We start from the raw sequence: 25,911 nt of genomic DNA, 5'->3' as shown, positions 1-25,911 counted from the left end.
ATTTACGGAAGTACCCCACGTGATCAAACACAAGAAAGCCCAGTGGCCCTGGCACGGTTTGACCGCCCTGGTCCTGGTGGGCCTGGCGTTCAGCCTGTACATGGCCACTTCGATGATTTCCTACGAGTGGCGCTGGAACCGCGTACCGCAGTACTTCGCCTACCAGGCCGAGGAAGCACAGCGCGCCGCCGCTTACGGCACCGTGCAGGAGATCGTCGTCTCCGGCGACAATGCCCGCGTCACGCTGAAAGACGAGAACGGTGGCGAGCAGGTGCTCGAGGTGGACAAGGACAGCCTGCAGCTGAGCCGCGGCGACGATGTCGCCGAAGGTGACCAGATCGGCGTGACTCGCCACTGGGCTGCCGGCCCGCTGGCCTGGGGCCTGTGGACCACGCTATGGATTTCGGTGGTATCCGGTGCCCTGGGCCTGCTGATCGGCCTGTTCGCCGGCCTCTGCCGCCTGTCCAGCAACCCGACCCTGCGTGACCTGTCGACGGTGTATGTCGAACTGGTGCGCGGGACCCCGCTGCTGGTGCAGATCTTCATCTTCTACTTCTTCATCGGTACCGTGCTCAACCTGTCCCGCGAGTTTGCCGGGGTGGCTGCACTGGCGTTGTTCACCGGCGCTTACGTGGCGGAAATCGTGCGTGCCGGCGTGCAGTCCATCGCCAAGGGCCAGAACGAAGCAGCCCGCTCGCTGGGCTTGAACGCTGGCCAGTCGATGCGCCATGTGATCCTGCCGCAAGCCTTCAAGCGCGTGTTGCCGCCGTTGGCCGGGCAGTTCATCAGCCTGGTCAAGGACACCTCGCTGGTCTCGGTGATCGCCATCACCGAACTGACCAAGAGTGGCCGCGAGGCCATCACCACCTCGTTCTCGACCTTCGAGATCTGGTTCTGCGTGGCAGGCCTGTACCTGCTGATCAACCTGCCGCTGTCGCACCTGGCCAGCCGGCTCGAGCGGAGGCTTGCGCAAAGTGATTGAAGTCCGTGACCTGCTGAAAGTCTTCGATACCCGTGGCCATGTGGTGCGGGCTGTGGATAACGTCACCACCCAGGTCGCCAAGGGCGAAGTGGTGGTGGTGCTCGGCCCGTCGGGTTCGGGCAAGTCGACCTTCCTGCGCTGCCTCAACGGCCTGGAGCATTTCGACGAAGGCCACGTGGCCATCGACGGCCTGCAACTGGCCGACCCGAAGACCGACATCAACGCCTACCGCCGCGAAGTCGGCATGGTGTTCCAGCACTTCAACCTGTTCCCGCACATGACCGTGCTGGAAAACCTGTGCCTGGCGCAGAAGGTGGTGCGCAAGCGCAACAAGGCCGAGCGTGAAGCCAAGGCGCGGGCATTGCTGGAAAAGGTCGGTATCGCGCAGAAGGCCAACGAATACCCGTCGCGCCTGTCCGGCGGCCAGCAACAGCGGGTGGCGATCGCCCGGGCCCTGGCGATGGACCCGAAGGTAATGCTGTTTGACGAGCCGACCTCGGCGCTCGACCCGGAAATGGTCGGCGAGGTGCTGGATGTGATGAAGACCCTGGCTCAGGAAGGCATGACCATGGTCTGCGTTACCCACGAAATGGGCTTTGCCCGCGAAGTGGCTGACCGGGTGCTGTTCTTCGACCACGGCAAGCTGCTGGAAGACTCGGCACCGGCTGCGTTCTTTGCGGCACCGACGGATCCGCGTGCGCAGGCATTCCTGCGTCAGGTGCTGTAACCCGCACCGGCCTCTTCGCGGGCATGCCCGCTCCCACAAGTGTAGCGATGTACCTGTGGGAGCGGGCGTGCCCGCGAAGAGGGCGACCTGATCTCAGATGTTGAACCGCCCAACCATTCCCCGCAGCTGCTGCCCCAACTGCTCCAGCTCGCCACTCGAAGCCGCCGTCTGCTCACTGGCCGCACTGGTCTGATCCGACACATCCCGCACGTTCAGCACGCTCCGGTTGATCTGCTCGGCGACCACGCTCTGTTCCTCGCTGGCCGTGGCGATCTGCTGGTTCATGCCCTGGATGCTCGACACCGTGTCGGTGATCTGGCCCAGCGCATGCCCGGCCCTGCGGCTCAGTTCCACGCTTTGCTCGGTCAGGCTCTTGCTGCTGTCGAGCAATCGGGTTACCTCGTCGGTACCGTTGTGCAGGCTGTCGATCAGTTGGCCAATCTCCTCGGTGGCGGTCGAGGTCCGCTGGGCCAGGCCGCGCACTTCATCGGCCACCACGGCAAACCCGCGCCCGGCTTCACCGGCGCGCGCCGCTTCGATGGCCGCGTTCAGCGCCAGCAGGTTGGTCTGCTCGGACACCGACTTGATCACATCGAGAATGCTGCCGATGCGCTGGCTCTCGCCTGCCAGGTGCTGCATGGCCGCCAGGCAATGGTCCATCTGCCCGGCCAGTTGCTCGATACGGCCGATGGCCTCGGCAACCACCTGATCGCCGAGCTGCGCCTGCTGGTCGGCGTTGGTCGCGGCCAGCGAGGCCTGTTCGGCGTTCTGCGCCACTTCCTGCACCGTGGCGCTCATCTGGTTCATGGCGGTGGCCACCTGGTCGGTTTCCTCGCGCTGCTGGTTGATGCGCAGCTTGGTGTCCTCGCTGCTGGTCGCCAGCTCCGAGGCCGCCTGTGACAGTTGCCCGACACCTTGGTCGATGCCGCCGATCAGCTCGCGCAGGCTCAAGGTCATGTCGCGCATGCTGCTCTGCAACTGGCCCATCTCGTCACGGCGTTGCACGGTTTCGACCTGGCTCAGGTCGCCCTTGGCAATGCGTGCGGCCAGCGCCAGGGTCTGGCGCAGCGGCTGGGTAATCTGCAGGGTGATCAGCCAGCCGGCCAGCACCCCGACCACCAGCGCCAGCAGCGCCACGCTGGTCAGCAGCGAGCGGGCGGCCAGGGCTTCGCTGTCGCGTTGCTCGACCTTGCGCTTGCCAAGCTCCACGCTCACCGCGCGCAGCTCATCGCCCATCGTTTCCAGGTCGTTCTGCAATTGCTCGACGCGGACCGCGGCGCGCCGGTACTGGTCCAGGCTGGCGCGGTAGCGGGCCAGTTCGACACCGGGCTGCTCGGTCAACGTGCGCGCCAGGCGCAGCGGGGCAAGGCCCTTGAGCAGTTGCGCCAGGCTGGCATCGGCGGCGTCCAGGGCGCTGTCGCCGACCTTGGCGAAGTTCTCTACGGGGGTGAACGTGTAGGCAGGCACCAGGCTCTGCTGGTTGGCGTTGTCGATGTGCCGGCTGAGGGTATCCATCAGGCCCAGCACACCGCTTTGCTGGCTGTCGGCGGGCATTTCCAGCAGGGCCTGGGTCTGCAGTTGGTCGATCACCTCGTTGAGCTTCTGCTCCTGTTCCTGCATGGCCTTGCGCATGGCGGCACGGCTGGCGACGTTGCGTTGCAGTTCGCTGAACTGATCGCGCAGGCGCTGCAACAGGGCCAGCTTCTCGCTCAGCATTTGCCGTGAGTCATCTACATTGCTGCGTTGTTGCAGAGTGGTCAGCATGCTGTCGAGCTGACCGAGGATGGTGGTGATGCGCGACTTGCTGGCATCGTCGTTGAGCACGCGGTAGGTGATGCGTTCCGCGCGCAGGTCCTTGGTCAGGTCATTGATCTGGCCGATTTCGCTGAGTTGCTGCGAACGCACAATGGCGCCATCCAGCGCGCGCCAGCCACTGATGGTGGTGGCCAGGGTAAGCAGTAGCACCACGGCGAAGCCGAGGGCGAGCTTGGCACCGACACTGATGTTGCCGAGCTTGCGGTTGAGGTAGCCGAGCATGGTGAGTCTCCGTGCGATTGGGGGAGGGGATGCGGACGCATTGCCGGCATCACACCTTGCCCATCGGCAGCGGAGTTGTAGGACTTGACCTGATAATCAGGTAGGAAATTTCACCTTAGTTTGTGGGAGCGTTCCGCCTGTGCTGGCCTGTTCGCGGGCTTGCCCGCTCCTCCAGGTTTCGCACAGGCGGCCCCATATCAGGTCAGAGCCTGAACCGCCCCACCAACCCCTGCAGGTGGGTACCCAGCCGCGCCAGCTCCACGCTGGAGCTGGCCGTCTCTTCGCTGGCCGCCGAGGTCTGGTCGGAAATGTCCCGCACATTCATCACGCTGCGGTTGATCTCTTCCGCCACCGCCGTCTGTTCTTCCGCTGCGGTGGCAATCTGCTGGTTCATCGCCTGGATCGACGACACGGTGCGGGTGATGGTTTCCAGCGAGCTGCCGGCACGGCGGGTGAGTTCCACGCTGCTGTCGGTCAACTGGCGGCTGCTGTCCATCACGCTGGCGACGCGCTGGGTGCCGCTTTGCAGGCCGGCGATCAGCTCTTCGATCTCTTCGGTCGATTGCTGGGTGCGCTGGGCCAGGCTGCGCACCTCATCGGCCACCACGGCAAAACCACGCCCGGCCTCGCCGGCACGGGCGGCCTCGATCGCGGCGTTGAGGGCCAGCAGGTTGGTCTGCTGGGCCACCGACTTGATGACATCGAGCACGCTGCCGATCTTGTCACTTTCGGCCTTGAGCTGGTTCATCGCTTCGCTGGAGTTGACCACTTCGCCGGCCAGGCGCTCGATCTGCGCCACTGCCTCGCCCACCACGCGGTCACCTTCGCGGGCCTGCTGGTCGGCCATCAGCGCGGCTTCCGAGGCCTGCTCGGCATTGCGCGCCACTTCATGCACGGTGGCGGTCATCTGGTTCATCGCGGTCGCCACCTGATCGGTCTCGACCTTCTGGTTGTTGACCCCGGCGCTGGTCTGCTCGGTCACCGCCGACAGCTCCTCTGCCGCGCTGGCGATCTGCGTGACGCCATCACCAATGCCGCCGATCAGCTCGCGCAGGCCCTGGGTCATGCGCTGCATGCTGGCCTGCAACTGGCCCAGTTCATCGCGGCGTTGTACCTGCGCGTGCTGGCTGAGGTCGCCGCTGGCAATGCGTTCGGCGGCCTGCAAGGTCTGGCGCAGCGGGGCGACGATCTGCCGGGTGATGAGCCAGGCGGCCAGCAGGCCGAGGGCCAGGGCCAGCACAGTGGCCACCGCGAGCAGCATCTTGGCCTGGGCGGCACCGGCGTCGCGCACCTCGGTCTGCGACGCGGTCATCGCCTGGCTGGTCTGCAGCAGCACCGTGCCGTGCTCGACCATGCTCTGCAAGGCCTGATCACTGGCGGTCTGGGCATTGCCGAACTGGGTGACCGCGTCGCGGTAGCCGGCCATGGCCGTGGCGGCGTCATCCAGGCTGGCGGCATGTTGCGCCGGCACTTTGGCCGGTAGCGCGCGCAGCTCGGCCAGGGCCTGGTCAATGGCCTTCAGTGCTGTCTGCTGGTACTCGGCATTACCGCTGTAGGTGTAGCCACGCACCTGGAAGCGCGCCTGTTGCAGCAAGGCGCTCACTTGCACCGCGTACTGGTACTGGCTGATATCGCCGCCCTCCAGCAGGCCGCGTTGCACCCGGCCGACCAGCTCGACCGCCTTGTCGGCCGTGTCGCCAAGCGCGGCGCGGCTGGCCTCGCGGCGCTGGCCGGCCTGCTTCAGTTCGTTGAATGCCTGGTGATAGCCGCGCACGGCCTCGCGCTGTTGCTCCAGGCGCTGGCGGTCGGCGGGGTTCTCGATCTGCGTGAGCATCAGCTGGACCTGGCGGTCGAGGTTGCCCAGGGCTTTTTCCAGCTCTGCCACCGCGGCTTCGTCACGCTGGCGCTGGTAATGCTGGCGGGCGATGCGCAATTCCTGGGTGTACTGCTGGATGACCGAGATGTTGCCCAGCTTGTCGCCACGGTTGATGATGCTGTCCATGCCGTGCCAGCCGGCCAGGGTGATGGCCAGGGTCAACAGCAGTACCAGGCCGAAACCCAGCCCGAGTTTGCGACTGACGCTCACATTGCCCAACGATTGGGCGAACCATTGATACATGTGTAACTCCCCGCCGGCTTGGCAGCACGTTTATTTGTTGTGTTGCCAAGGCCATCGGCCTGGGGGAGGGAAACTTTATGGGTGAAAGCTGACCTGTTCGTCAGAAAATCCGCGAAAGCAGGGCGGTCACGGCGGTCTCGACCCGCAGGATACGCTCGCCCAGCTGCACCGGAGCCAGGCCGGCCTTGCCCAGCAAATCCACTTCGTAAGGTATCCAGCCACCTTCGGGGCCGATGGCCAGGGTCACCGGCTGCTCCACGGCACGTGGGCAGGCGGGGTAGGGGCCAGGGTGGCCGACCAGGCCCAGGCTGCCTGCGGCGATGGCCGGCAAGCGGTCTTCGACGAACGGCTTGAAGCGCTTTTCGATGATGACCTCGGGCAGCACCGTATCGCGAGCCTGTTCCAGGCCCAGGATGAGGTTTTCGCGAATGCTCTCGGGGTTCAGGAAGGGCGTTTGCCAGAAACTTTTTTCGACCTTGTAGCTGTTCACCAGGATCAGCCGTGGCACGCCCAGCGTGGCTACGGTCTGGAACAGCCGGCGCAGCATTTTTGGTCGCGGCACTGCCAGCACCAAGGTCAGCGGCAGCTTGGCGGGTGGTGGCTGGTCGAAGGCCACTTCAAGTTCGGCCTCGTGCTGTTCCAGGCGCAGTACCGTGGCCTGGCCCATCAGGCCATTGATACGGCCCACGCGCAGGTTGTCGCCCACCGCCACGCGGTGGATGTCCTGCATGTGGGTGAAGCGCCGGTCAGCGAGAACGACGCGGTCGGCCGCGACGAAGTCGGCCTCTTCCAGGAGTAACAGGTTCACGGTTGGGTCGCAGGTGGCTGGTCGTTGTGGTCGTTGGTGGCGCTATCGTCGGCTTCGCTGCGCTTGCGGATCAGGCTGCCGCACAGCACGCCGATCTCGAACAGCAGCCACATGGGGACGGCCAGCAGGGTCTGGGAGAAGATGTCCGGCGGCGTGAGGACCATGCCGACCACGAAGCAGCCGATGATCACGTAGGGGCGGATCTTCTTCAGGTACTTCACATCGACCACGCCGATCCACACCAGCAGCACCACCGCTACCGGGATTTCGAAGGCTACGCCAAAGGCGAAGAACAGCGTCATCACGAAGTCGAGGTAGCTGGCGATGTCGGTCATCATCGACACGCCTTCCGGCGTGGCGCTGGCGAAGAAGCCGAAGATCAGCGGGAACACCAGGAAGTAGGCGAAGGCCATGCCGGCGTAGAACAGGAAGATGCTCGATACCAGCAGCGGAATGGCGATGCGCTTTTCATGGCGATACAGCCCGGGTGCGATGAAACCCCAGATCTGCTGCAGGATGAACGGAATCGCCAGGAACAGCGCGACGATCATGGTCAGCTTGAACGGCGTGAGGAACGGCGAGGCCACATCGGTGGCGATCATCGTCGCATTGGCCGGCAAGTGATCGCGCAGTGGCGCGGAAACCAGGGTGTAGATCTGCTGGGCGAAGGAGAACAGCCCGGCAAAGATCAGGAAAATGACGGCGACGCAGCGCAGCAGGCGGGTGCGCAGTTCGGTCAGGTGCGACACCAGCGGCATCGGCTGGTCGTGTTCCGGGTTCTCGCTCATGGGGCTCGCGGCGGTTGAGGCGGTTCAGAAGAGTGGGCGGCGCTGGCAGCTGGCTCGACCGGCCGGGCTTCGAGCCCGGCGGGGGGCTGCACGGTGGCCGTGGTGACGGGTGGCTGCGCCGGCGGCGTCATCGGGTTGAGGATGCGCTTGGCTTCCTCTTCCATCTGCAGGATGTGCTCGTTGTGCAGCTGGCGACGGATTTCGTCGGCGCCGATTTCACGCTCCACTTCCATCTTGATGCTGTTGAAGCTGCGCTTGAGCCGACCAATCCACAGGCCTGCCGTGCGCGCGGCGCCGGGCAGGCGCTCGGGGCCGAGCACCAGCAGAGCGACCAGGCCGACGAGCAGCAGCTCGCTGAAACTGATGCCGAACATGGGTCAGTCTTTCCGCTGCGGCTCTTGGACCGGTTGGGCCTGGCCATCGATGGTGTGGCCCTGGCTCTGCTGGGCAGTGTTCTGTACCGGCGGAACGGCCTGGGCGGGCGGCGGGGTCTGCTCGGCCGGTTTGTTTTCTTCGTCGCTCATGGCCTTGCGAAAGCCCTTGATCGACTCGCCCAGGTCGCTGCCGAAGTTTTTCAGCTTCTTGGTGCCGAACACCAGGACCACGACGACCAGCAGGACGATCCAGTGTTTCCAGTCAAAGATACCCATTTCGTACTCCTGAAAATGACAGGTACAGCGAGTTGTCCTGGCAGCGCGGTCCCTGTGGGAGCGGGTTCACCCGCGAACACCGGCGAAGCCGGTGCCTCATACCGCGTTGCATTCTTCGCGGGTAAACCCGCTCCCACAGGGGCGCTCACTGCCCCGGGAAAATACATCAGGCAGACGGCTGACGAGCCGCCTTCTCATCATGCCCGGAAAGCCCGAAGCGGCGTTCCAGCTCATCCAGCACAGCTTGCGGATGCTGGCCCAGCGCGCTGAGCATGACCAGGCTATGAAACCACAGGTCGGCGGTTTCGTAGATGACATCGCTGTAATCCTTGCTGGCCGCAGCGTCCTTGGCAGCAATGATCGTCTCGATCGACTCTTCACCGAGTTTCTCGAGGATCTTGTTCAGGCCTTTGTGGTACAGGCTGGCCACGTAGGAGCTGTCGGGCGCCGCGTGCTTGCGTTCTTCAAGCACGTCGGCCAGGCGGTTGAGGGTGTCGCTCATGTCAGTGTCCTGCGCTGTAGATTGCATCCGGGTCTTTCAGGACCGGGTCGACGGTTTTCCACTGGCCGCCGTCGAAGACGCGGTAGAAGCAGCTTTCACGGCCGGTATGGCAGGCGATATGGCCCAGTTGCTCGACCATCAGGATGATCACGTCGGCATCGCAGTCCAGGCGCATTTCATGCAGCTTCTGCACATGCCCGGACTCTTCGCCCTTGCGCCACAGCTTGCCACGCGAACGCGACCAATAGATGGCGCGCTGCTCGGCGGCGGTCAGGGCCAGCGATTCGCGGTTCATCCAGGCCATCATCAGCACGCGTCCGGTCTTGTGGTCCTGGGCGATCGCCGGTACCAGGCCATCGCTGTTCCACTTGATCTCGTCCAGCCAGTCTTTCATCGTCGACTCCAAAGCGGGCCCGCTCCCGTGCCAGGCCCTTTGCGCTAGTGTGCCAGCCAAGGGCGCGGCTGGCTATTGGCGTACGATCAGGTAAAGGCCTGCGGCCAGCATCAGCCAGGCTGGCCAGGCGCCCGGGGCGGCCAGGCTGGCGGCTTCGGCGGCAGCGGCGGCCAGCACCGCACCGCCGCTCAGCAGGCCGGCACCCAGCACGCGCAGCGGCAAGCGGTCACCCTGGCGACGGCGCTCGGGCAGTTGCGGATCGTGCAGGTGCGGTTGTGACAGGCGTTCGAGTACATCGCGGGCCATGTTGGCCAGGTGCGGCAGCTGTTCGGCCTGGCTGTAGATGTTGCCGAACACCGCCTTGGGGCTCATGCGTTCGCGCATCCAGCGTTCGAGGAACGGCTTGGCGGTGCTCCACAGGTCGAGATCGGGGTACAGCTGGCGGCCCAGGCCTTCGATGTTGAGCAAGGTCTTCTGCAGCAAGACCAGCTGCGGCTGCACTTCCATGTTGAAGCGCCGGGCGGTCTGGAACAGGCGCATCAGCACCTGGCCGAAGGAAATATCCTTTAACGGTTTTTCGAAGATCGGCTCGCAGACTGTGCGGATCGCCGCCTCGAACTCGTTGACCTTGGTGTGCGCCGGTACCCAGCCCGAGTCGATGTGCAACTGGGCGACGCGGCGGTAGTCACGCTTGAAGAAGGCGATCAGGTTGCGCGCCAGGTAGTCCTGGTCCTCGTCCGTCAGGCTGCCGACGATGCCGCAGTCGATGGCGATGTACTGCGGGCTCCATGGCCTGACCGTGCTGACGAAGATGTTGCCGGGGTGCATGTCGGCGTGGAAGAAGCTGTCGCGGAACACCTGGGTGAAGAACACTTCCACACCGCGCTCGGCGAGCATCTTCATGTCGGTACGCTGGTCGGCGAGGGTGGCCATGTCGGTCACCGGAACGCCGTAGATACGCTCCATCACCAGCACCTTCGGCCGGCACCAGTCCCAATACACCTGCGGTACATACATCAGCTCCGACCCTTCGAAGTTGCGCCGTAGCTGGCTGGCATTGCCCGCTTCGCGCAACAGGTCGAGTTCGTCGTAGATGGTCTTTTCGTAGTCGCCGACGATTTCCACCGGATGCAGGCGGCGGGCATCGGCAGAGACTCGCTCGGCGCCTTTGGCGATCAGGAACAGCCAGGCAATATCAGCGGCGATCACCGGCTTGAGGCCTGGCCGGACCACCTTGACCACCACCTCTTCACCGCTTTTCAGGCGCGCGGCATGCACCTGGGCGACCGAGGCGGAGGCCAGTGGCTCGACGTCGAAGCGGCTGAATACCTGGCTGACCGGGGCACCGAGTTGCTCTTCGATCAGCGCCACGGCCTTTTGCGGGTCGAACGGCGGCACGCGGTCTTGCAGCAACATCAGCTCATCGGCGATGTCGGTGGGCAGCAGGTCGCGGCGGGTGGACAGCAACTGACCGAACTTGATGAAAATCGGCCCCAGGTCCTGCAGCGCCAGGCGCAGGCGCGCGCCACGGCTGAGCGCGGACGGCTTGCGCGGCAGCCAGCGCCACGGCATCAGCAGGCGCAGGCTCATCAGCCACCAGGGCAGCGGGTAGTCGAACAGCAGGTCATCCAGCCGGTAACGGATGACGACCCGCTGGATGCGAAAAAGACGGCGGACGGCGAGCAGCTTCATGCGTTATCGCTGGTATCAAGGGTTCGGGAAAGGCGCTTGATGCGCGCCTCGAGGCGTTCTGTATCGAGTTTCAGGGCATCGAGTTCGCTGAAGGCGGCTTCGGCTTCGCGCTTGCCGACCAGGGTGCGGGACTCTTCGGCCAGGTACTCGGCAAGGTTCTGGCTGAAGCGTGCCAGGCCCTGGCGGGTCCAGCGTGCGCGCAGGCGGATGTGCCCGGCCAGCATGGCCGTGGCGACCGGGCCGAGCCAGCGTTGCAGCTCGTGTTCCCAGTCCAGTTCCAGGTCCTGCAGCACCCCGAACAGGTCGAGCAGTACCGCGCTGTCGCCGTGCAGTTCGACCTGCGGGCTGTGCAGCACGGCGGTCTTGTCCCTGGCCAGTGCCAGTTGCGCCAGGCTGCCGGCCGGGGCGCGCAAACTGCAATCGACCTCGCCTTGCCAGTGGGCGGCGAGCATCAGGCCTTGTTCATCGGGCAGGATGAACACCTGCAGGGCCGGCTGCCGGCAGTCGATCTCGATGACCTTGCCTTCCAGTGCAGCCAGCCGCGGCAGGGCCGTGCTGTCCATGCGCAGGACGCGGTTCAGGCCATGTTCGGCACTGGCGAGCAGCCCGGCCAGCAGCATCAGGGCTTGATCCCCCGGTGCACGGCAACGATGCCGCTGGTCATGTTGTGGTAGGTGACGCGGTCGAAACCGGCCTCGACCATCATGCTCTTGAGGGTTTCCTGGTCGGGGTGCATGCGGATCGACTCGGCGAGGTAACGGTAGCTTTCCGAATCGTTGGTGATCAGCTTGCCGGCCAGTGGCATGAAGGCGAACGAGTAGGCGTCGTAGGCCTTGGACATCAGCTTGTTGGTCGGTTTGGAGAACTCCAGCACCAGCAGGCGCCCGCCCGGCTTGAGCACACGCAGCATCGAGCGGATGGCCTGGTCCTTGTGGGTGACGTTGCGCAGGCCGAAGGCAATGGTCACGCAGTCGAAGTGGTTGTCCGGGAACGGCAGCTTCTCGGCGTCGGCCTGGACGAACTCGATATTGCCGGCCACGCCACGGTCGAGCAGGCGGTCACGGCCGACCTTGAGCATCGATTCGTTGATGTCGGCGAGCACTACCTGCCCGGTCGGGCCGACCAGCCGCGAGAACTTGGCGGCCAGGTCGCCGGTACCGCCGGCAATGTCCAGCACACGGTTACCGGCGCGCACGCCGGACAGCTCGATGGTGAAGCGCTTCCACAGCCGGTGCATGCCGCCGGAAAGCACATCGTTCATCAGGTCGTACTTGGCCGCCACCGAGTGGAACACTTCGGCGACTTTCTTCGCCTTCTGGCTTTCAGGGACGTCCTGGTAACCGAAATGGGTGGTGGGTTCGGCTTGGTCGCCTTTGCGCTGGTCGTTCATATCGCTTCACCGGAAAAAAGTACCGCCATTCTAGGGCGAACGGGCGGATTTGTCTTGGCAGGGTGTGCCAGTGGGCAGGGGCGGGCATAATGCCCATTATGTCTTCATCTTCAGGAACATCCGCATGACTCAGATCAGCGTCGAACGCAAACATTCCCTCGGCCGTGATGCCGCTCGTGCCAAGGCCGAAGCGCTGGTTGAAAAACTGGTCCGCGAATACGACCTCAAGGCCACCTGGAACGGCGACCGGGTCGATGTGGCGCGCAGCGGCGCCAACGGCAGCGTGCACATCGGCGAAGACAGCATCCGGGTGGAGCTGAAGCTGGGCATGATGCTGTCGATGATGAGCGGCACCATCAAGGGCGAGATCGAGCGGGCCCTGGACAAAGCCCTGGCCTGATCCCCGCCCGGGCCATGCATGCTCACCTTAGGGTGAAGATTCTAATTTCCCTCTCTACCTTGTGCTCAAGCCCAACCTCCATGGGCGGTTTCTCCTCCACTCATGAGCATGAGGTACAGAGCATGGCCAAAGTGACAGTGAAGAAAAAGGACGACGCCCAAGGCACGCTGGGCGAGGTGCGCGGCTACGCGCGCAAGATCTGGCTGGCGGGCATCGGCGCCTATGCGCGCGTGGGCCAGGAAGGCTTTGACTACTTCAACGAGCTGGTCAAGGCCGGCGAAGGCGTCGAGAAGCGTGGCAAGCAGCGCCTGGACAAAGAACTGGATGCGGCCAACCACCAGATCGACGAAGCGACCCAGGCCGTCAGCCGCGTTCCGGGGCGCGTGGAAATTCAACTCGATAAAATCGAAAAAGCTTTCGACGCACGGGTCGGTCGCGCCTTGAATCGCCTGGGCATTCCGTCTAAACATGACGTTGAGGCGTTGTCCATCAAGCTTGAACAGCTGCACGAGCTGCTTGAGCGCGTCGCGCACAAACCATAAGGAGAGCAGGATGGCTGGCAAGAAGAATTCCGAAAAAGAAGGCAGCTCCTGGGTCGGCGGGATCGAGAAGTACTCCCGCAAGATCTGGCTGGCGGGGCTGGGTATCTATTCGAAGATCGACCAGGACGGCCCGAAGCTGTTCGACTCGCTGGTGAAGGATGGCGAGAAGGCCGAGAAGCAGGCGAAAAAGAGCGCTGAAGACGTGGCGGAGACCGCCAAGTCGTCGACCAGCTCGCGTGTATCCGGGGTCAAGGACCGTGCGCTGGGCAAGTGGAGCGAGCTCGAAGAAGCCTTCGACAAGCGCCTGAACAGCGCCATCTCGCGCCTTGGCGTGCCGAGCCGCAACGAGATCAAGGCGCTGCACCAGCAGGTGGACAGCCTGACCAGGCAGATCGAGAAACTGACCGGCGCGTCGGTTACGCCGATCTCGTCGCGTGCAGCAGCCAAACCGGCGACCAGCAAGGCTGCGGCCAAGCCACTGGCGAAGACGGCAGCGGCCAAACCTGCGGCGAAAACCGCCGCGGCCAAGCCGGCGGCTAAAACTGCAGCGGCGAAGCCTGCAGCCAAGACAGCAGCGGCCAAGACAGCAGCGGCGAAACCTGCAGCCAAGCCTGCGGCAGCCAAGAAGCCTGCGGTGAAGAAAGCCCCGGCCAAACCGGCCGCCGCCAAGCCGGCAGCCAGCGCTGCTCCAGCTGCAACCGCAGCCCCGGCCCCGGCTACCGCGCCGGCCAGCAGCAACCCGTCGGCAGCGAACGGCACTGGTACTTTGATCTGATACCGCGTCGTCTGCTTCGCGGGCTCGCCCGCTCCCACAGGTACAGCGCAAAGCCCCTGTGGGAGCGGGCAAGCCCGCGAAGGCCTCAGCGCCGCACCAGCAGGCTTATCCTTCCAGATACCCCACCGCCAACTGCTCCGCCGCCGCCCGTGCCTGGCCCTGCAGATGCGGCGCCACCAGCATCATCACCTGGTACACCACGATCCCCACATCCCCCTCGCGCCCAAGGACCCGCTGGTAATCCAGCGAGAACATCAGGGTCAGGGTGATCTGTTCCACCAGTTGCCCCAGCGCCTGCGTATCACTCTCCACCAGCCCCTGGCTCTTGAGGCTGGCGAGCAACGCTGCCAGTGTGCGCTTGAGCGCATTGACCAGGCTGCGCATGCCGCGCGCCAGCTTCGGCAGGCGCCCGGCCAGGTTCGACAGGTCCTGGAACAGGAAGCGGTATTGCGCCATGCGCTCGACGATCAGGTGCAGGAACAACCAGTAATCTTCGGCATCCAGGCGTACTTCCAGTGGCGGGTCGAGCAGCGGCATCAGCGCTTCTTCAAAGCGTTCGAACAGCCCCAGCACCAACGGCTCCTTGCCATGGAAGTGGTAGTACAGGTTGCCAGGGCTGATGCCCAGCTCGTTGGCGATCTCCAGCGTGGATACGTTGGGCTCGCCCTGCTGGTTGAACAACTGCAGGGCGCATTCGAGGATACGGTCGCGCGTCTTCATCCCGTCGGCGTGCTCATCGAGTCATCACGTAGGTACCCGGCGCGGGTCCCAGCGCCGGGTAGGTGGCGTTGCCCAGCTCGCTGCGTGGCGCCTTGAGCGGGCCGGAGCGCTGGGTGATCCATTCCAGCCACAGCGGCCACCAGCTGCCTTCGCTGCGCTTGGCGTCGTGGAACCAGGCGCGTGGGTCGCTGGACAGCTTGGGGTTGGCCAGGTAGTAGGCCTTGGGGTTGCCGGGCGGGTTGATGATGCTCTGGATGTGCCCGCTGTTGGCCAGCACGAAGCGCCGCTCGCCACCCAGCAGCAAGGCCGAGCGGTACACCGCGTCCCACGGGGTGATGTGGTCGTTGCTGCCGGCCACGGTGAAGCTGTCCAGTGCCACCTTCTGCAGGTCGATGGGCGTACCGCACACCTCCAGGCCGGCGGGGTGGGTCAGCGGGTTGAGCTTGAAGAAGTCCAGCAGGTCGCCATGCAGCGCGGCGGGCAGGCGCGTGCTGTCGGCGTTCCAGTAGAGGATGTCGAAGGCCGGTGGTGTCTTGCCGAGCAGGTAGTTGTTGACCCAGTAGTTCCAGATCAGGTCGTTCGGCCGCATCCAGGCGAAGATCCGTGCCACCTCGGCGCCATCCAGCACGCCGCGCTGGTAAGAGCGGCGCTTGGCGGCTTCGAGGGTCTGCTCGTCGGCGAACAGGCTGGCGGGGCTTTCGAACTTGCTGTCCAGCAGGCTGACCAGGTAGGTGGCGCTGCGTACCCGGCGCAGTTGCTGCTTGGCCTGCAGGTGGCCCTGCAGTGCGGCCATGGTCAGGCCGCCGGCGCAGGCGCCCATCAGGTTGGGGTCGCGGTTGCCGCTGATGCTGCGGCAGGCGTTGAGCGCTTCTTCCAGCGCCTGCACGTAGCTGGACAGGCCCCATTCGCGGTGGCGCGGGTCGGGGTTGCGCCAGCTGACCATGAACACCTGCAAGCCGTGTTTGAGCATGTACTGGACGAAGCTGTTGGCGGGGCTGAGGTCGAAGATGTAGAACTTGTTGATCTGTGGCGGCACCACCAGCAGAGGGCGGGCATGCTGGCGCTCGCTCATTGGCTTGTACTGGATCAGCTCCAGCAGCTCGTTGCGAAACACCACGGCGCCAGGCGTGGTGGCCAGGTTGCCGCCCACTTCGAAGGCGCGCTCGTCTACCTGACGGGGCAGGCCATCATTGTGTCGCAGGTCTTCGAGCAGGTGTGCCACCCCACGCACCAGGCTCTGGCCGCCGGTATTGAACAGCTCCTTGACCGCCAGTGGATTGAGCAGCGAGTTGCTGGGGGCCAGTGCATCGTTGATCAGGTTGAACAGAAAGTGCGCGCGTGCGCGGTCATCATCGTGCAGGTGGCTTTCATCGATCCACTGGCGCGTCTGCTTCTGCCAGGCCAGATATGCCTGCAGGCCGCGGCGGTAGAACGGGTTCTGGCTCCACGTAGGGTCGCTGAAGCGCGCGTCGCGCGGGTTCGGCTGGTGAGGTGTGTCACCCAGCATCACCCGCCCCAGCTGCCCGCCAAGCGCCAGCAGATGATGCGCGGTATGCAGCGGGTGGCGCAGGCCGTGACGGCCAACGTTGCGCAGCGTGGAAAGCAGGTCGCGACCGCGCAGGCCGAGCATGGCGTTCTGCACATTCATGCTGGTGGCGGGGAGCGTTGTCGATCCTCTGGCCGGTTTGTCTTTCATGGCAACACTCCCTCGTCTGACCGCTTCCAGCTGCTGACCCTTGTGGGAGCGGGTTTACCCGCGAACACCGGCAAAGCCGGTGCCATACACCGCGCTGGATGATTCGCGGGTAAACCCGCTCCCACAGGTTCTCAAGGCGCATTCACCCACCCGATGCCGGGCGCGGGTGCATGACCGCGCGCTGACGCTCCTGCTGCAGGAATTTCATGATGATCGGGGCGACGGCCTCGGCCCGGGTGATCAGGAACAGATGACCGTCGTCGATAATGTGTAGCTGGGCATTGGGAATCCGCCAGGCCAGCAGGCGCATGTTGATCAGCGGGATCAGCGGGTCGTCGTCGCCGGCCAGCACCAGGGTCGGCTGCTGGATCTTGTGCAGCCAGTGGATGCTGGTCCAGCCAAGCCCGGCGAACAGCTGCCAGTAGTAACCCAGCTTGCCGCCGGAGCGCACCTTGGCGGCATGGTGCATGGCCAGGTCCGGGTCACGCCGGAAACCGCCACCATAGATCAACGGCGCAATGCGGATGACATGCGACGGCTGCACGTAGCGCCGCGGGCTGGCCATCATCCATAGCACCTTGGGTTTGCCCGGCACCATCACCGCACCGGCAGCGGTGGCGGCCAGCACCAGCTTCTTGCAGCGCTCGGGGTAGTCGTGGGCGAACTGCTGGGCCAGGGCGCCGCCCCAGGACACACCGATGACGTTGACCTGGCCGTAATCGAGGTAATCGAGCATGCGTGCGGTCAACTTGGCCAGCCCGGGGAAGCGATACGGGTGGCGTGGCGTCGACGAGCCACCGACACCGGGCACGTCGAAGGCGATGACTTCCAGCTCCGGGTCCAGCGCCTCGATGAACGGGAACACCAGCTCAAGGTTGGCGCCGATGCCATTGAAGATCAGCAGCGGCGTCAGGTGCGGCTTGCCCGGGCGCACGGCAGTGCGGATGGACTGGTCGTCCAGCTCGACGGTCCTGAATATGTAAGGTTGCGGCATGCACGTGACTCTTGGGTGAAATGAACACCATGGCGCCCCGCAGGGGCCACGGCTCAACGCTCGTGAACGTAGGTGCCCGGGGCGGCTTCGCCGGCCGCATAGGCCCGGTTGCCCAGGCGGGTCGGCGCCTTTTTCAGCTCGCCGGCCCGTTCGCCCAGCCAGCTTTGCCAGTGCAGCCACCAGGAATCTGCATGCTTGGTGGCGTTCTCCTGCCAGGCCACGGGGTCGCCCGGGCGGTCGGCGCCGGTCATGAAGCGCGCCTTGGGGTTGCCGGGCGGGTTGAGGATGCTCTGGATATGGCCGCTGTTGGACAGCACGAACTCGATGTTGCCGCCGAACAGGTGGGCCGAGCGGTAGCACGACTGCCACGGGGTGATGTGGTCGTTGGTGCCGGCGAGGCTGTAGATGTCGCACTTGACCTGTTTCAGGTCGATCGCCGTGCCGCATACTTCGAGGGCGTGCGGGCGGGTCAGCGGGTTGCTCTTGAACATCTCGATCAGGTCGCCGTGGAAGGCGGCCGGCAGGCGTGTGGTGTCGTTGTTCCAGAACAGGATGTCGAACACCGGCGGTTCGTTGCCGAGCAGGTAGTTATTGACCCAGTAGTTCCAGATCAGGTCGTTGGGCCGCATCCAGGCGAACACCTTGGCCATCTCGCTGCCTTCGAGCACGCCGGCCTGGTAGGAATGGCGCTTGGCCGCCTCCAGGGTCTGTTCGTCGACGAACAGCGCGACCTGGTTGTCGAGGGTGGTGTCGAGCACGCTGACCAGCAGGGTCAGGGCATTGACCTTGTTCTCGCCCAGGGCGGCGTAGTGCCCCACCAGCGCGGTGCAGGTGATGCCGCCGGAGCAGGCACCGAGCATGTTCAGGTCCTTGCTGCCGGTAATCGCCAGCACCGCGTCGACCGCCTCCTTGAGCGCATCGATGTAGGTGGACAGGCCCCATTCGCGCTGGGCCTTGGTCGGGTTGCGCCAGCTGATGATGAACGTCTGGTGCTGCTCGCGCAGGCAGAAGCGCGCCAGGCTCTTTTCCGGGCTCAGGTCGAACACGTAGAACTTGTTGATCTGTGGTGGCACCACCAGCAGCGGCCGGGCGTGCACCTGTTCGGTGATGGGGCTGTACTGGATCAGCTCGAGCACGTCGTTGCGGTAAACCACGGCGCCGTCGCTGGTGCCCAGGTTCTTGCCCACCTCGAAGGCGTCCATGTTCACCTGGCTGGGCATGCCGCCGTTGTTGACCATGTCCTTGGCCAGGTTGGACAGGCCGTCGAGCAGGCTTTTGCCGCCGGTTTCGAAGAAGCGTTTGACCGCTGCCGGGTTGGACAGGGTGTTGGTCGGTGCCATGGCTTCGGTCATCAGGTTGATGACGAACTGGCCGCGGCTGATGTCCTGGGGCGACAGGTCGCTGCTGCCGATCCAGTCCTGCAACTCCTTGCGCCAGGCCAGGTAGGTCTGCAGGTAGCGGCGGTACAGCGGGTTGTGGCGCCAGGCCGGGTCATTGAAGCGACGGTCGTCGCTTTCCGGGGCCAGGCTGGACTTGCCCAGCAACACGTTCTTCAGCTCCAGGCCGAAGTGCGCCACATGCTTGGCGCTGTGCAGCGGCTGGCGCACGGCCTGGCGCAGCACGGTACGTGCCGAGCTCAACAGGTCCTTGCGCCGGATACCGATGACCGGGTTCAGCCCCAGGGTGTTTTCCGAGGCTTGCCGCTGCAACTCATCGTTGTTCTTGTTACTCATCTAAGACGCTCCGTTGTCCTGAGACGAGTACCGGTTGCTGTGACAGGTGCACAGTTCTGAGCCCGGTACTGCTACTCGGGTGACCAGTGATAAGGAACAGCGGTGCTGCGCGAGTGCTGGCTGCCTGCAACTGGATGCAGGGAGCTTGCCAGCCTCATTGGTTACCCGACTTTCATGTAATGCGCAAGACAGCCCTTCACTGGGCTGTCTGTAAGCCATTCAAACAGATGAATCTAGAAAATGCGCTCTAAACCTTTCAGGCCTTGCGCTAGAGCATGAGTTTGACCACCGACGCGGCGGGATCGCGGGATTTTCCGGCCTTGTGCAGCTCGTCGAGGTACTCGGCCCACAGCTGTTCCTGGCGCAGGCACAGCTGTTCGAGGTATTCCCAGGTGAACAGGCCGCTGTCATGGCCGTCGTCGAAGGTCAGTTTCAGTGCGTATTGGCCGGCAGGTTCCAGGCCGCTGAGGCCGACGTTGATCTTGCCGAACTGCAGGATGGGGTTGCCGTGGCCCTGGACCTCGGCGGAGGGGGAGTGCACACGCAGGAATTCGGCGGGCAAGTGGTAGACCTCGCCGGGGGCGTAGGTGAGGCTGAGGGTTTTCGAGGCTTTGTGCAGGTTGATGGCGGTGGGCAGGCGGGCCATGGGCTGAATCTCTCGGGAGCTAATGAAGCACAGCTTCCAGCTTATGGGTGAGGGATTCAAGGGCCCTTTCGCGGGTAAACCCGCTCCCACAGGGTCATCACATACCTTGGCATTGTGATGACCCTTTGGGAGCGGGTTTACCCGCGAAACTGTCGCAACCAGTCTTACAGGATGTAACGCGACAGGTCTTCGTTCTGCGCCAGCTCACCCAGGTGGCTGTTCACATAGGCCGCATCGATCTGGATCGGCGCTTCGTCGTGGGTGCTGGCCAGGTCACCGGCACTGAACGACACCTCTTCGAGCAGGCGCTCGAGCAGGGTGTGCAGACGGCGGGCACCGATGTTCTCGGTCTTTTCGTTGACCTGGTAGGCAATCTCGGCCAGGCGCTTGATACCATCGGCGACGAACTCGATGTTCAGCCCTTCGGTCTTCAGCAGGGCCTGGTACTGCTCGGTCAGCGACGCGTGCGGCTCTTGCAGGATGCGCTCGAAGTCTTCCGGGGTCAGGGCCTTGAGCTCGACGCGGATCGGCAGGCGGCCTTGCAGCTCGGGCACCAGATCGCTCGGCTTGCTCAGGTGGAACGCACCCGAGGCAATGAACAGGATGTGGTCGGTCTTGACCATGCCCAGCTTGGTGTTGACGGTGCAGCCTTCGATCAGCGGCAGCAGGTCGCGCTGCACGCCTTCACGAGACACATCGGCGCCGCCAACGTTGCCACGCTTGGCAACCTTGTCGATTTCGTCGATGAACACGATGCCGTGTTGTTCGACCGCTTCCAGCGCCTTGGCCTTGAGCTCGTCCTCGTTGACCAGGCGGCTCGCTTCTTCATCGCGAACCATCTTCAGCGCTTCCTTGACCTTCAGCTTGCGCGCCTTGCGCTTGCCTTTGCCCATGTTGGCGAACAGGCTCTGCAGCTGGTTGGTCATTTCTTCCATGCCGGGCGGTGCGGCAATTTCCACGCCCACGGCATCGGCTACTTCGATTTCGATTTCCTTGTCGTCCAGCTGGCCTTCGCGCAGGCGCTTGCGGAACAGCTGGCGGGTATTGGAGTCGCTGCTGGTTTGCGCCGCTTCCTCGCTGAAGCTGGTCACCCGCGCCTGTGGCAGCAGGGCGTCGAGGATGCGGTCTTCGGCGGCGTCTTCGGCGCGGTGGCGCACGCGGACGATCTCCTGCTCGCGCAGCATCTTCAGCGCGGCATCGGCCAGGTCACGGATGATCGACTCGACGTCGCGGCCCACGTAGCCCACTTCGGTGAACTTGGTGGCTTCGACCTTGAGGAATGGCGCATTGGCCAGTTTGGCCAGGCGGCGGGCGATTTCGGTCTTGCCGACACCGGTGGGGCCGATCATCAGGATGTTCTTCGGGGTCACTTCGGCACGCAGCTCGGCGGGCAGCTGCATGCGCCGCCAGCGGTTGCGCAGGGCAATGGCCACGGCGCGCTTGGCGTCGTCCTGGCCGATGATGTGGCGGTTGAGTTCGTGGACGATCTCGCGGGGGGTCATGGACATGATGAAAATGGTCCTTGGGCAGATGAGTCAGCGTGGAAAAGCCCCGTCACCGGGAAGGGGCGCCAGAACAGCTGAATCAGTCGGCCAGGTCCTGCTCCTCGATGGTCAGGTTGTGGTTGGTGAACACGCAGATGTCGCCGGCGATGTTCAGGGCGGTCTCGGCGATTTCGCGGGCCGAGAGGTCGGTCTTGTTCAGCAGGGCGCGGGCTGCGGCCTGGGCGTAGGCGCCGCCGGAACCCATGGCGATCAGGCCGTCTTCGGGTTCGACCACGTCACCGTTGCCGGTGATGATCAGCGAGGCGTCCTTGTTGGCCACGGCCAGCATGGCCTCCAGGCGGCTCAGGGAGCGGTCGGTACGCCATTCCTTGGCCAGCTCGACGGCGGCACGGACCAGGTGGCCCTGGTGCTTCTCCAGCTGGCCTTCAAAGCGTTCGAACAGGGTGAAGGCATCGGCAGTGGCACCGGCAAAGCCGGCGATGACCTGGCCGTGGTACAGGCGGCGCACTTTCTTGGCGTTGCCTTTCATCACGGTGTTGCCGAGGGATACCTGGCCGTCGCCGCCCATGACGACTTTGCCGTTACGGCGGACAGAAACGATGGTGGTCAAGGGGAGAGTCTCCACGCAGCGGGGCGAAAGTGCCTGATGCAGACTCATATGGGGGTGGGGGGAAGGATTTCAACCGCGGGGGATGAATGGTCGGTGGCAGGCTCAAGGTTGCATGCGGTCAATGTGGGAGCGGCCTTGCGTCGCGAAAGGGCCGCGCGGCGGCCCCAGGTTCTCGGCATCATCCATAGATTGCTGGGGCCGCTTTGCGGCCCTATCGCGACACAAGGCCGCTCCCACAGAGGCTACTCAGGCCTCGTGGCAGACATGCCCATCGACCAAGGTATAACGCACCGCACCCGGCAGGCAGTGGCCGATGAACGGGCAGTTCTCGCCGCGCGAGAACCACTGCTCGCCAGCCACGGTCGAGGCTTGCGGGTCGAACAGCACCAGGTCGGCTGCGCCACCGGCCTTGATTTCCCCTGCCGGCAGGCGCAGGGCCGCCGCCGGGCCGCTGCTCAGGCGCGCCAGCAGGGTGGGCAGGTCGAGCAGGCCGTCCTGTACCAGGGTCATGGCCAGTGGCAGCAGCAGCTCGACGCTGCTGATACCCGGCTCGGTGGCGCCGAACGGGGCCAGCTTGGCGTCGCGCTCGTGGGGCTGGTGATGGCTGGAGATCGCCTGGATCACCCCCGACTTCACCGCCGCACGCAGGCCGTCACGGTCGGCGGCGGTGCGCAGCGGTGGCTGCACGTGGTACAGGCTGGAGAACTCACGCAGCGATTCGTCGGTGAGGATCAGCTGGTACAGCGCCACATCGGCGGTCACCGGCAGGCCGAGCTGCTGGGCCTGCGCGATCAGCCGCGCGCCACGGGCACTGGTGATCTGGGTGAAGTGCGCACGCACGCCGGTCTGCTCCACCAGCAGCAGGTTGCGCGCCAGCGCCACGGTCTCGGCGGTTTCCGGAATGCCCGGCAAGCCAAGGAAGCTGGCCATGGCACCTTCATGGGCCAGGCCGCCGTGGGCCAGGTCGCGGTCCTGGGAGTGGAACACCACGGTCAGGTCGAACGTGGCGGCGTATTCCAGGGCACGGGCCAGGGTACGGTTGTTGGGGATTTCCTTCAGGCCGTTGCCGAAGGCCACGCAACCGGTGTCGCGCAGGGCCACCAGCTCGGCCAGTTGCTCGCCTTCCAGGCCCTTGGTCAGCGCGCCGATCGGGTAGACCTTGCTATTGGCAGCCTCGCGTGCGCGGTCGAGGATCAGTTCGGCCACGGCCGAGGTGTCCAGCACCGGCTTGGTCTGCGGCGGGCAGCACAGGCTGGTGACGCCGCCGGCGACGGCGGCGCGGGTTTCGCTGGCGATGTTGCCTTTGCGGCTGTAGCCCGGCTCGCGCAGGGATACGCCGAGGTCTACCAGGCCGGGCGCGGCCACCAGGCCTGCGGCGTGGATCGTGCGGCTGGCGCTGAAGCCGGCCGGGGCGGCGCCGATGGCGGAAATGCGGCCGCCGTCCAGGTGCAGGTCGGTGACCTGGTCCAGGCCGCTGTTGGGGTCGATGACCCGGGCGCCGAGAATACTGATGGTCACTGGGCGTTCTCCTGGTCGAATTGACGTTGCGCGTTCTGCCCGCTCATGGCCATGGACAGCACGGCCATGCGCACGGCGATGCCATAGGTGACCTGGTTGAGGATCACCGAGTGCTTGCCGTCGGCCACTGCCGACTCGATTTCCACGCCACGGTTGATCGGGCCTGGGTGCATGACGATGGCATCGGGCTTGGCCCCGGCCAGGCGCGCGGTGGTCAGGCCGAACAAGCGGTAGAACTCGCCTTCGCTGGGCAGCAGGCCACCGGCCATGCGCTCACGCTGCAGGCGCAGCATGATCACCACATCGACGTCCTTCAGGCCTTCGGCGAGGTCGGTGTACACCTTCACGCCATACTGCTCGATACCGATCGGGATCAGGGTTTTCGGGCCGATCACGCGGATGTCCGGGCAGCCCAGGGCTTTCAGCGCGAGCATGTCGGAACGCGCCACGCGCGAATGCAGGATGTCGCCGACGATGGCCACCGACAGGTTCTCGAAGCTGCCCTTGTGGCGGCGAATGGTGAGCATGTCGAGCATGCCCTGGGTCGGGTGTGCGTGGCGGCCGTCGCCGCCGTTGATCACCGCCACTTCAGGGCATACGTGCTCGGCGATGAAGTGCGCCGCGCCAGAATCCGAATGGCGCACGACGAACATGTCGGCGGCCATGGCTTCGAGGTTGCGCAGGGTGTCGAACAGGGTCTCGCCCTTGCTGGTCGAGGAGGTCGACACGTTCAGGCTGATGACATCGGCGGACAACCGCTGGGCCGCCAGCTCGAAGGTGGTACGGGTGCGGGTCGAGTTCTCGAAGAACACGTTGCACACGGTCTTGCCGCGCAGCAACGGGACTTTCTTCACGGCCCGGGCACCGACTTCCAGGAAGGAGTCGGCGGTGTCGAGGATCTCGGTGAGCAGTTCGCGGGGCAAACCGTCGAGCGAGAGGAAATGGCGCAGCTGGCCCTGATCATTGAGCTGCAGCGGGCGCTTGGCGTCGATTGGCGTCATCGCGAGGGGACTCTTAAAGGGCGGAAGCGGAGGCGAGGTCCTGGCGCTCGAGGGCGAGCGGTGCGGGTCCGGTCAATTTTACCCGTTCATGGGCAGCCAGCGACAGGGTGGCGCCGAGCACATTCGGGCGGATCGGCAGTTCACCGGCATCCAGGTCCAGCAGGCAGACCAGGGTGACGCTGGCCGGGCGACCGTAATCGAACAGTTCGTTGAGCGCGGCGCGCACGGTGCGGCCGCTCATCAGCACGTCATCCACCAGCACCAGGTGCTGGCCCTCGACCTCGAACGGCAGCTCGGACGGGCGCACTTGCGGGTGCAGGCCGTTCTGGCTGAAGTCGTCGCGATAGAACGAAACGTCGAGGGTGCCCATCGGGCTGCTGTCGCCCATGGCTTCCTGCAGGGCCTGGGCAACCCAGACGCCGCCAGTGCGGATACCGATGTACCGCGGCTCGGTAATGGCCCGGCGGGCCAGGTGGGCGCGAAGGTCGTCAGCCATCTGCCGGATCAGCTCGGCGGGGTTGGGTAGGCTCATTGCGGGCTCCTCGGAAGGGTGCGCCGGGTGCGCCCGGCGGCAAAGATGATCAGGTATTGGCCTCCAGCCAGCCCTGCAGCAACAGGGCCGCGGCAATGGCATCGACCGGGTTGTCGCGGTAGCTGCCACGCTGGCCGCCACGGGCCATGCGCTCGCCCTTGGCTTCGAAGGTGGTCAGGCGCTCGTCGTGGGTGTGCACGGGCAGGTTGAAGCGGCCGTTCAGGCGGCGGGCGAACTTTTCGGCGCGGGCGCTCATTTCGCTGGGCGTGCCGTCCATGTTCAGCGGCAGGCCGACGACGATGGCGTCCGGCTTCCATTCGGCAATCAGTTTTTCCACCTGGGCCCAGTCCGGTACGCCGTTCTGCGCTTTCAGGGTGCACAGTTCGCGGGCCTGGCCGGTGACCACCTGGCCGACGGCCACGCCAATCTGCTTGCTGCCGTAGTCGAAGCCCAGCAACAGCCGTAGCTCGGAATGCAGTTCGGCCATCAGGCGTGGCCCGCCTGGCTGGTCAGCAGGCTCAGGTTGATACCCAGGCTGGCGGCGGCGGCCTCCAGGCGCAGGTCGCTGGCCATGTCGAAGATGATTTCCGGGTCGAACGGGCAGTTGAGCCAGGCGTTATCGGCCAGCTCCGCTTCCAGCTGGCCGGCTTCCCAGCCGGCATAGCCAAGGGTGATCAGGCTTTGTTTCGGCCCTACGCCGGCGGCGATGGCCAGCAGGATGTCCTGCGAGGTGGTCAGCGACAGCCCTTCCAGGGCCACGCTGGCCTGGAAGCTGCATTCGCTGCTGTGCAGTACGAAGCCGCGGTCGGTCTGTACCGGGCCACCTTGGTAGATCGGCACCTGCAAGGTGCTGGCCGGCGGCAATTCGTCCGGGCGCAGCTGCTCGAGGATGTCGGCCAGGTTCAGCTCCTGCGGCCGGTTGACCACCAGGCCCATGGCGCCATGGGCGTTGTGCTCGACGATGTACGTGAGGGTCTGGGCGAAGTTCGGATCAGCCATGTGCGGCATGGCGATCAGGAACTGATGCTTGAGGTAGCTCGGCGTGAGGGTTTTCATGGGGGATAGTGTGGCGCCAGGTGGCGAGGCTGACAAGGTGAGCTTTGTGTCGATCATGCCGGCCTCTTCGCGGGCACGCCCGCTCCCACAGGGA

At 64.9% G+C, this 25,911-nt stretch carries 28 protein-coding genes; 5 read left to right on the top strand and 23 right to left on the bottom strand.

Going from position 1 to position 25,911, the window contains the following annotated elements:
* The first annotated feature begins 19 nt into the window (after positions 1–19).
* Both C6A77_RS04060 and C6A77_RS04055 read left to right on the top strand, forming a co-directional pair.
* A complete protein-coding gene (locus C6A77_RS04060) occupies positions 20–982 on the top strand; it encodes an amino acid ABC transporter permease (RefSeq protein WP_114168130.1) in 963 nt (320 codons plus the stop codon).
* Entirely contained in the window at positions 975–1,709 is a 735-nt protein-coding gene (locus tag C6A77_RS04055) for an amino acid ABC transporter ATP-binding protein (RefSeq protein ID WP_114168174.1), read from the top strand. The genes C6A77_RS04060 and C6A77_RS04055 overlap by 8 nt, the downstream gene beginning before the upstream one ends.
* Before the next feature lie 93 nt (positions 1,710–1,802).
* Here C6A77_RS04055 and C6A77_RS04050 read toward each other — a convergent pair whose 3' ends face one another.
* The 11 genes from C6A77_RS04050 to ubiE all read right to left on the bottom strand — a co-directional run bounded on the left by C6A77_RS04050 (position 1,803) and on the right by ubiE (position 12,089).
* Complete coding sequence (locus C6A77_RS04050; RefSeq protein WP_114168129.1) at positions 1,803–3,746, bottom strand: methyl-accepting chemotaxis protein; 1,944 nt, start codon at positions 3,744–3,746, stop codon at positions 1,803–1,805.
* 202 nt (positions 3,747–3,948) lie between these two features.
* Positions 3,949–5,865 carry a methyl-accepting chemotaxis protein gene (locus tag C6A77_RS04045; RefSeq protein ID WP_114168128.1) on the bottom strand — a complete coding sequence of 639 codons (1,917 nt, stop codon included), beginning with the start codon at positions 5,863–5,865 and terminating at the stop codon, positions 3,949–3,951.
* Between the two features lie 100 nt (positions 5,866–5,965).
* Positions 5,966–6,673 carry a 16S rRNA (uracil(1498)-N(3))-methyltransferase gene (locus C6A77_RS04040; RefSeq protein WP_114168127.1) on the bottom strand — a complete coding sequence of 236 codons (708 nt, stop codon included), beginning with the start codon at positions 6,671–6,673 and terminating at the stop codon, positions 5,966–5,968.
* Positions 6,670–7,461, bottom strand: a complete 792-nt coding sequence (gene tatC, locus C6A77_RS04035; protein ID WP_114168126.1) for a twin-arginine translocase subunit TatC — start codon at positions 7,459–7,461, stop codon at positions 6,670–6,672. Before tatC ends, C6A77_RS04040 begins: the two co-directional genes overlap by 4 nt.
* On the bottom strand, positions 7,458–7,835 hold the full coding sequence (gene tatB / locus C6A77_RS04030; RefSeq protein ID WP_114168125.1) for a Sec-independent protein translocase protein TatB: 378 nt from the start codon (positions 7,833–7,835) through the stop codon (positions 7,458–7,460). The genes tatC and tatB overlap by 4 nt, the downstream gene beginning before the upstream one ends.
* Positions 7,836–7,838: 3 nt before the next feature.
* Positions 7,839–8,111 (bottom strand): twin-arginine translocase TatA/TatE family subunit, encoded by a 273-nt coding sequence (locus C6A77_RS04025; protein WP_114168124.1) that lies wholly within the window; start codon positions 8,109–8,111, stop codon positions 7,839–7,841.
* A gap of 166 nt (positions 8,112–8,277) precedes the next feature.
* Positions 8,278–8,613, bottom strand: coding sequence for a phosphoribosyl-ATP diphosphatase (locus C6A77_RS04015; protein ID WP_114168123.1), 336 nt, complete (start codon positions 8,611–8,613; stop codon positions 8,278–8,280).
* Position 8,614: 1 nt separating this feature from the next.
* Positions 8,615–9,007, bottom strand: a complete 393-nt coding sequence (gene hisI / locus C6A77_RS04010) for a phosphoribosyl-AMP cyclohydrolase (RefSeq protein ID WP_114168122.1) — start codon at positions 9,005–9,007, stop codon at positions 8,615–8,617.
* 72 nt (positions 9,008–9,079) lie between these two features.
* On the bottom strand, positions 9,080–10,699 hold the full coding sequence (ubiB, locus tag C6A77_RS04005; RefSeq protein ID WP_114168121.1) for a ubiquinone biosynthesis regulatory protein kinase UbiB: 1,620 nt from the start codon (positions 10,697–10,699) through the stop codon (positions 9,080–9,082).
* Positions 10,696–11,319, bottom strand: a complete 624-nt coding sequence (locus C6A77_RS04000; RefSeq protein ID WP_114168120.1) for an SCP2 sterol-binding domain-containing protein — start codon at positions 11,317–11,319, stop codon at positions 10,696–10,698. The genes ubiB and C6A77_RS04000 overlap by 4 nt, the downstream gene beginning before the upstream one ends.
* A complete protein-coding gene (ubiE, locus tag C6A77_RS03995) occupies positions 11,319–12,089 on the bottom strand; it encodes a bifunctional demethylmenaquinone methyltransferase/2-methoxy-6-polyprenyl-1,4-benzoquinol methylase UbiE (protein WP_114168119.1) in 771 nt (256 codons plus the stop codon). The genes C6A77_RS04000 and ubiE overlap by 1 nt, the downstream gene beginning before the upstream one ends.
* 124 nt (positions 12,090–12,213) lie before the next feature.
* Between ubiE and C6A77_RS03990 the strand changes: the two genes are divergently transcribed.
* From C6A77_RS03990 to C6A77_RS03980, 3 genes are all read left to right on the top strand, one after another.
* Entirely contained in the window at positions 12,214–12,489 is a 276-nt protein-coding gene (locus tag C6A77_RS03990; RefSeq protein ID WP_114168118.1) for a polyhydroxyalkanoic acid system family protein, read from the top strand.
* Between the two features lie 122 nt (positions 12,490–12,611).
* Positions 12,612–13,031: a phasin family protein gene (locus C6A77_RS03985; protein ID WP_114168117.1), complete on the top strand. Its 420-nt coding sequence runs from the start codon at positions 12,612–12,614 to the stop codon at positions 13,029–13,031.
* A gap of 10 nt (positions 13,032–13,041) precedes the next feature.
* On the top strand, positions 13,042–13,806 hold the full coding sequence (locus C6A77_RS03980; RefSeq protein ID WP_114168116.1) for a phasin family protein: 765 nt from the start codon (positions 13,042–13,044) through the stop codon (positions 13,804–13,806).
* A 105-nt stretch (positions 13,807–13,911) separates the two neighbouring features.
* Here C6A77_RS03980 and C6A77_RS03975 read toward each other — a convergent pair whose 3' ends face one another.
* The 12 genes from C6A77_RS03975 to C6A77_RS03920 form a co-directional block, all read right to left on the bottom strand.
* A complete protein-coding gene (locus C6A77_RS03975; protein ID WP_114168115.1) occupies positions 13,912–14,526 on the bottom strand; it encodes a TetR/AcrR family transcriptional regulator in 615 nt (204 codons plus the stop codon).
* 13 nt (positions 14,527–14,539) lie between these two features.
* The gene (phaC, locus tag C6A77_RS03970) at positions 14,540–16,222 is read right to left on the bottom strand and encodes a class II poly(R)-hydroxyalkanoic acid synthase (RefSeq protein WP_114168114.1); all 1,683 of its coding nucleotides are present in this window, start codon (positions 16,220–16,222) and stop codon (positions 14,540–14,542) included.
* A 142-nt stretch (positions 16,223–16,364) separates the two neighbouring features.
* Positions 16,365–17,216 (bottom strand): poly(3-hydroxyalkanoate) depolymerase, encoded by an 852-nt coding sequence (gene phaZ, locus C6A77_RS03965; RefSeq protein WP_114168113.1) that lies wholly within the window; start codon positions 17,214–17,216, stop codon positions 16,365–16,367.
* A gap of 53 nt (positions 17,217–17,269) precedes the next feature.
* Complete coding sequence (phaC, locus tag C6A77_RS03960; RefSeq protein WP_114168112.1) at positions 17,270–18,949, bottom strand: class II poly(R)-hydroxyalkanoic acid synthase; 1,680 nt, start codon at positions 18,947–18,949, stop codon at positions 17,270–17,272.
* Between the two features lie 268 nt (positions 18,950–19,217).
* A complete protein-coding gene (locus tag C6A77_RS03955) occupies positions 19,218–19,595 on the bottom strand; it encodes a DUF971 domain-containing protein (protein WP_114168111.1) in 378 nt (125 codons plus the stop codon).
* Positions 19,596–19,759: 164 nt separating this feature from the next.
* A complete protein-coding gene (hslU, locus tag C6A77_RS03950; protein ID WP_114168110.1) occupies positions 19,760–21,103 on the bottom strand; it encodes an ATP-dependent protease ATPase subunit HslU in 1,344 nt (447 codons plus the stop codon).
* Positions 21,104–21,179: 76 nt separating this feature from the next.
* Complete coding sequence (gene hslV / locus C6A77_RS03945) at positions 21,180–21,710, bottom strand: ATP-dependent protease subunit HslV (RefSeq protein ID WP_003249309.1); 531 nt, start codon at positions 21,708–21,710, stop codon at positions 21,180–21,182.
* 246 nt (positions 21,711–21,956) lie between these two features.
* Positions 21,957–23,228: a dihydroorotase gene (locus C6A77_RS03940; protein ID WP_114168109.1), complete on the bottom strand. Its 1,272-nt coding sequence runs from the start codon at positions 23,226–23,228 to the stop codon at positions 21,957–21,959.
* A complete protein-coding gene (locus C6A77_RS03935; RefSeq protein WP_003257774.1) occupies positions 23,225–24,229 on the bottom strand; it encodes an aspartate carbamoyltransferase catalytic subunit in 1,005 nt (334 codons plus the stop codon). Before C6A77_RS03935 ends, C6A77_RS03940 begins: the two co-directional genes overlap by 4 nt.
* Before the next feature lie 13 nt (positions 24,230–24,242).
* Positions 24,243–24,761 (bottom strand): bifunctional pyr operon transcriptional regulator/uracil phosphoribosyltransferase PyrR, encoded by a 519-nt coding sequence (gene pyrR, locus C6A77_RS03930; protein ID WP_114168108.1) that lies wholly within the window; start codon positions 24,759–24,761, stop codon positions 24,243–24,245.
* A gap of 49 nt (positions 24,762–24,810) precedes the next feature.
* Positions 24,811–25,248, bottom strand: coding sequence for a Holliday junction resolvase RuvX (ruvX, locus tag C6A77_RS03925; RefSeq protein ID WP_114168107.1), 438 nt, complete (start codon positions 25,246–25,248; stop codon positions 24,811–24,813).
* Positions 25,248–25,817: a YqgE/AlgH family protein gene (locus tag C6A77_RS03920; RefSeq protein WP_114168106.1), complete on the bottom strand. Its 570-nt coding sequence runs from the start codon at positions 25,815–25,817 to the stop codon at positions 25,248–25,250. Before C6A77_RS03920 ends, ruvX begins: the two co-directional genes overlap by 1 nt.
* Between the last annotated feature and the right edge of the window lie 94 nt (positions 25,818–25,911).

The organism is Pseudomonas sp. AFG_SD02_1510_Pfu_092 (genome assembly GCF_003331055.1).
Classification (GTDB): Bacteria; Pseudomonadota; Gammaproteobacteria; order Pseudomonadales; family Pseudomonadaceae; genus Aquipseudomonas.
Note: the sequence above shows the minus strand (reverse complement) of the source record. Positions and strands in the feature narration are given on the sequence as shown.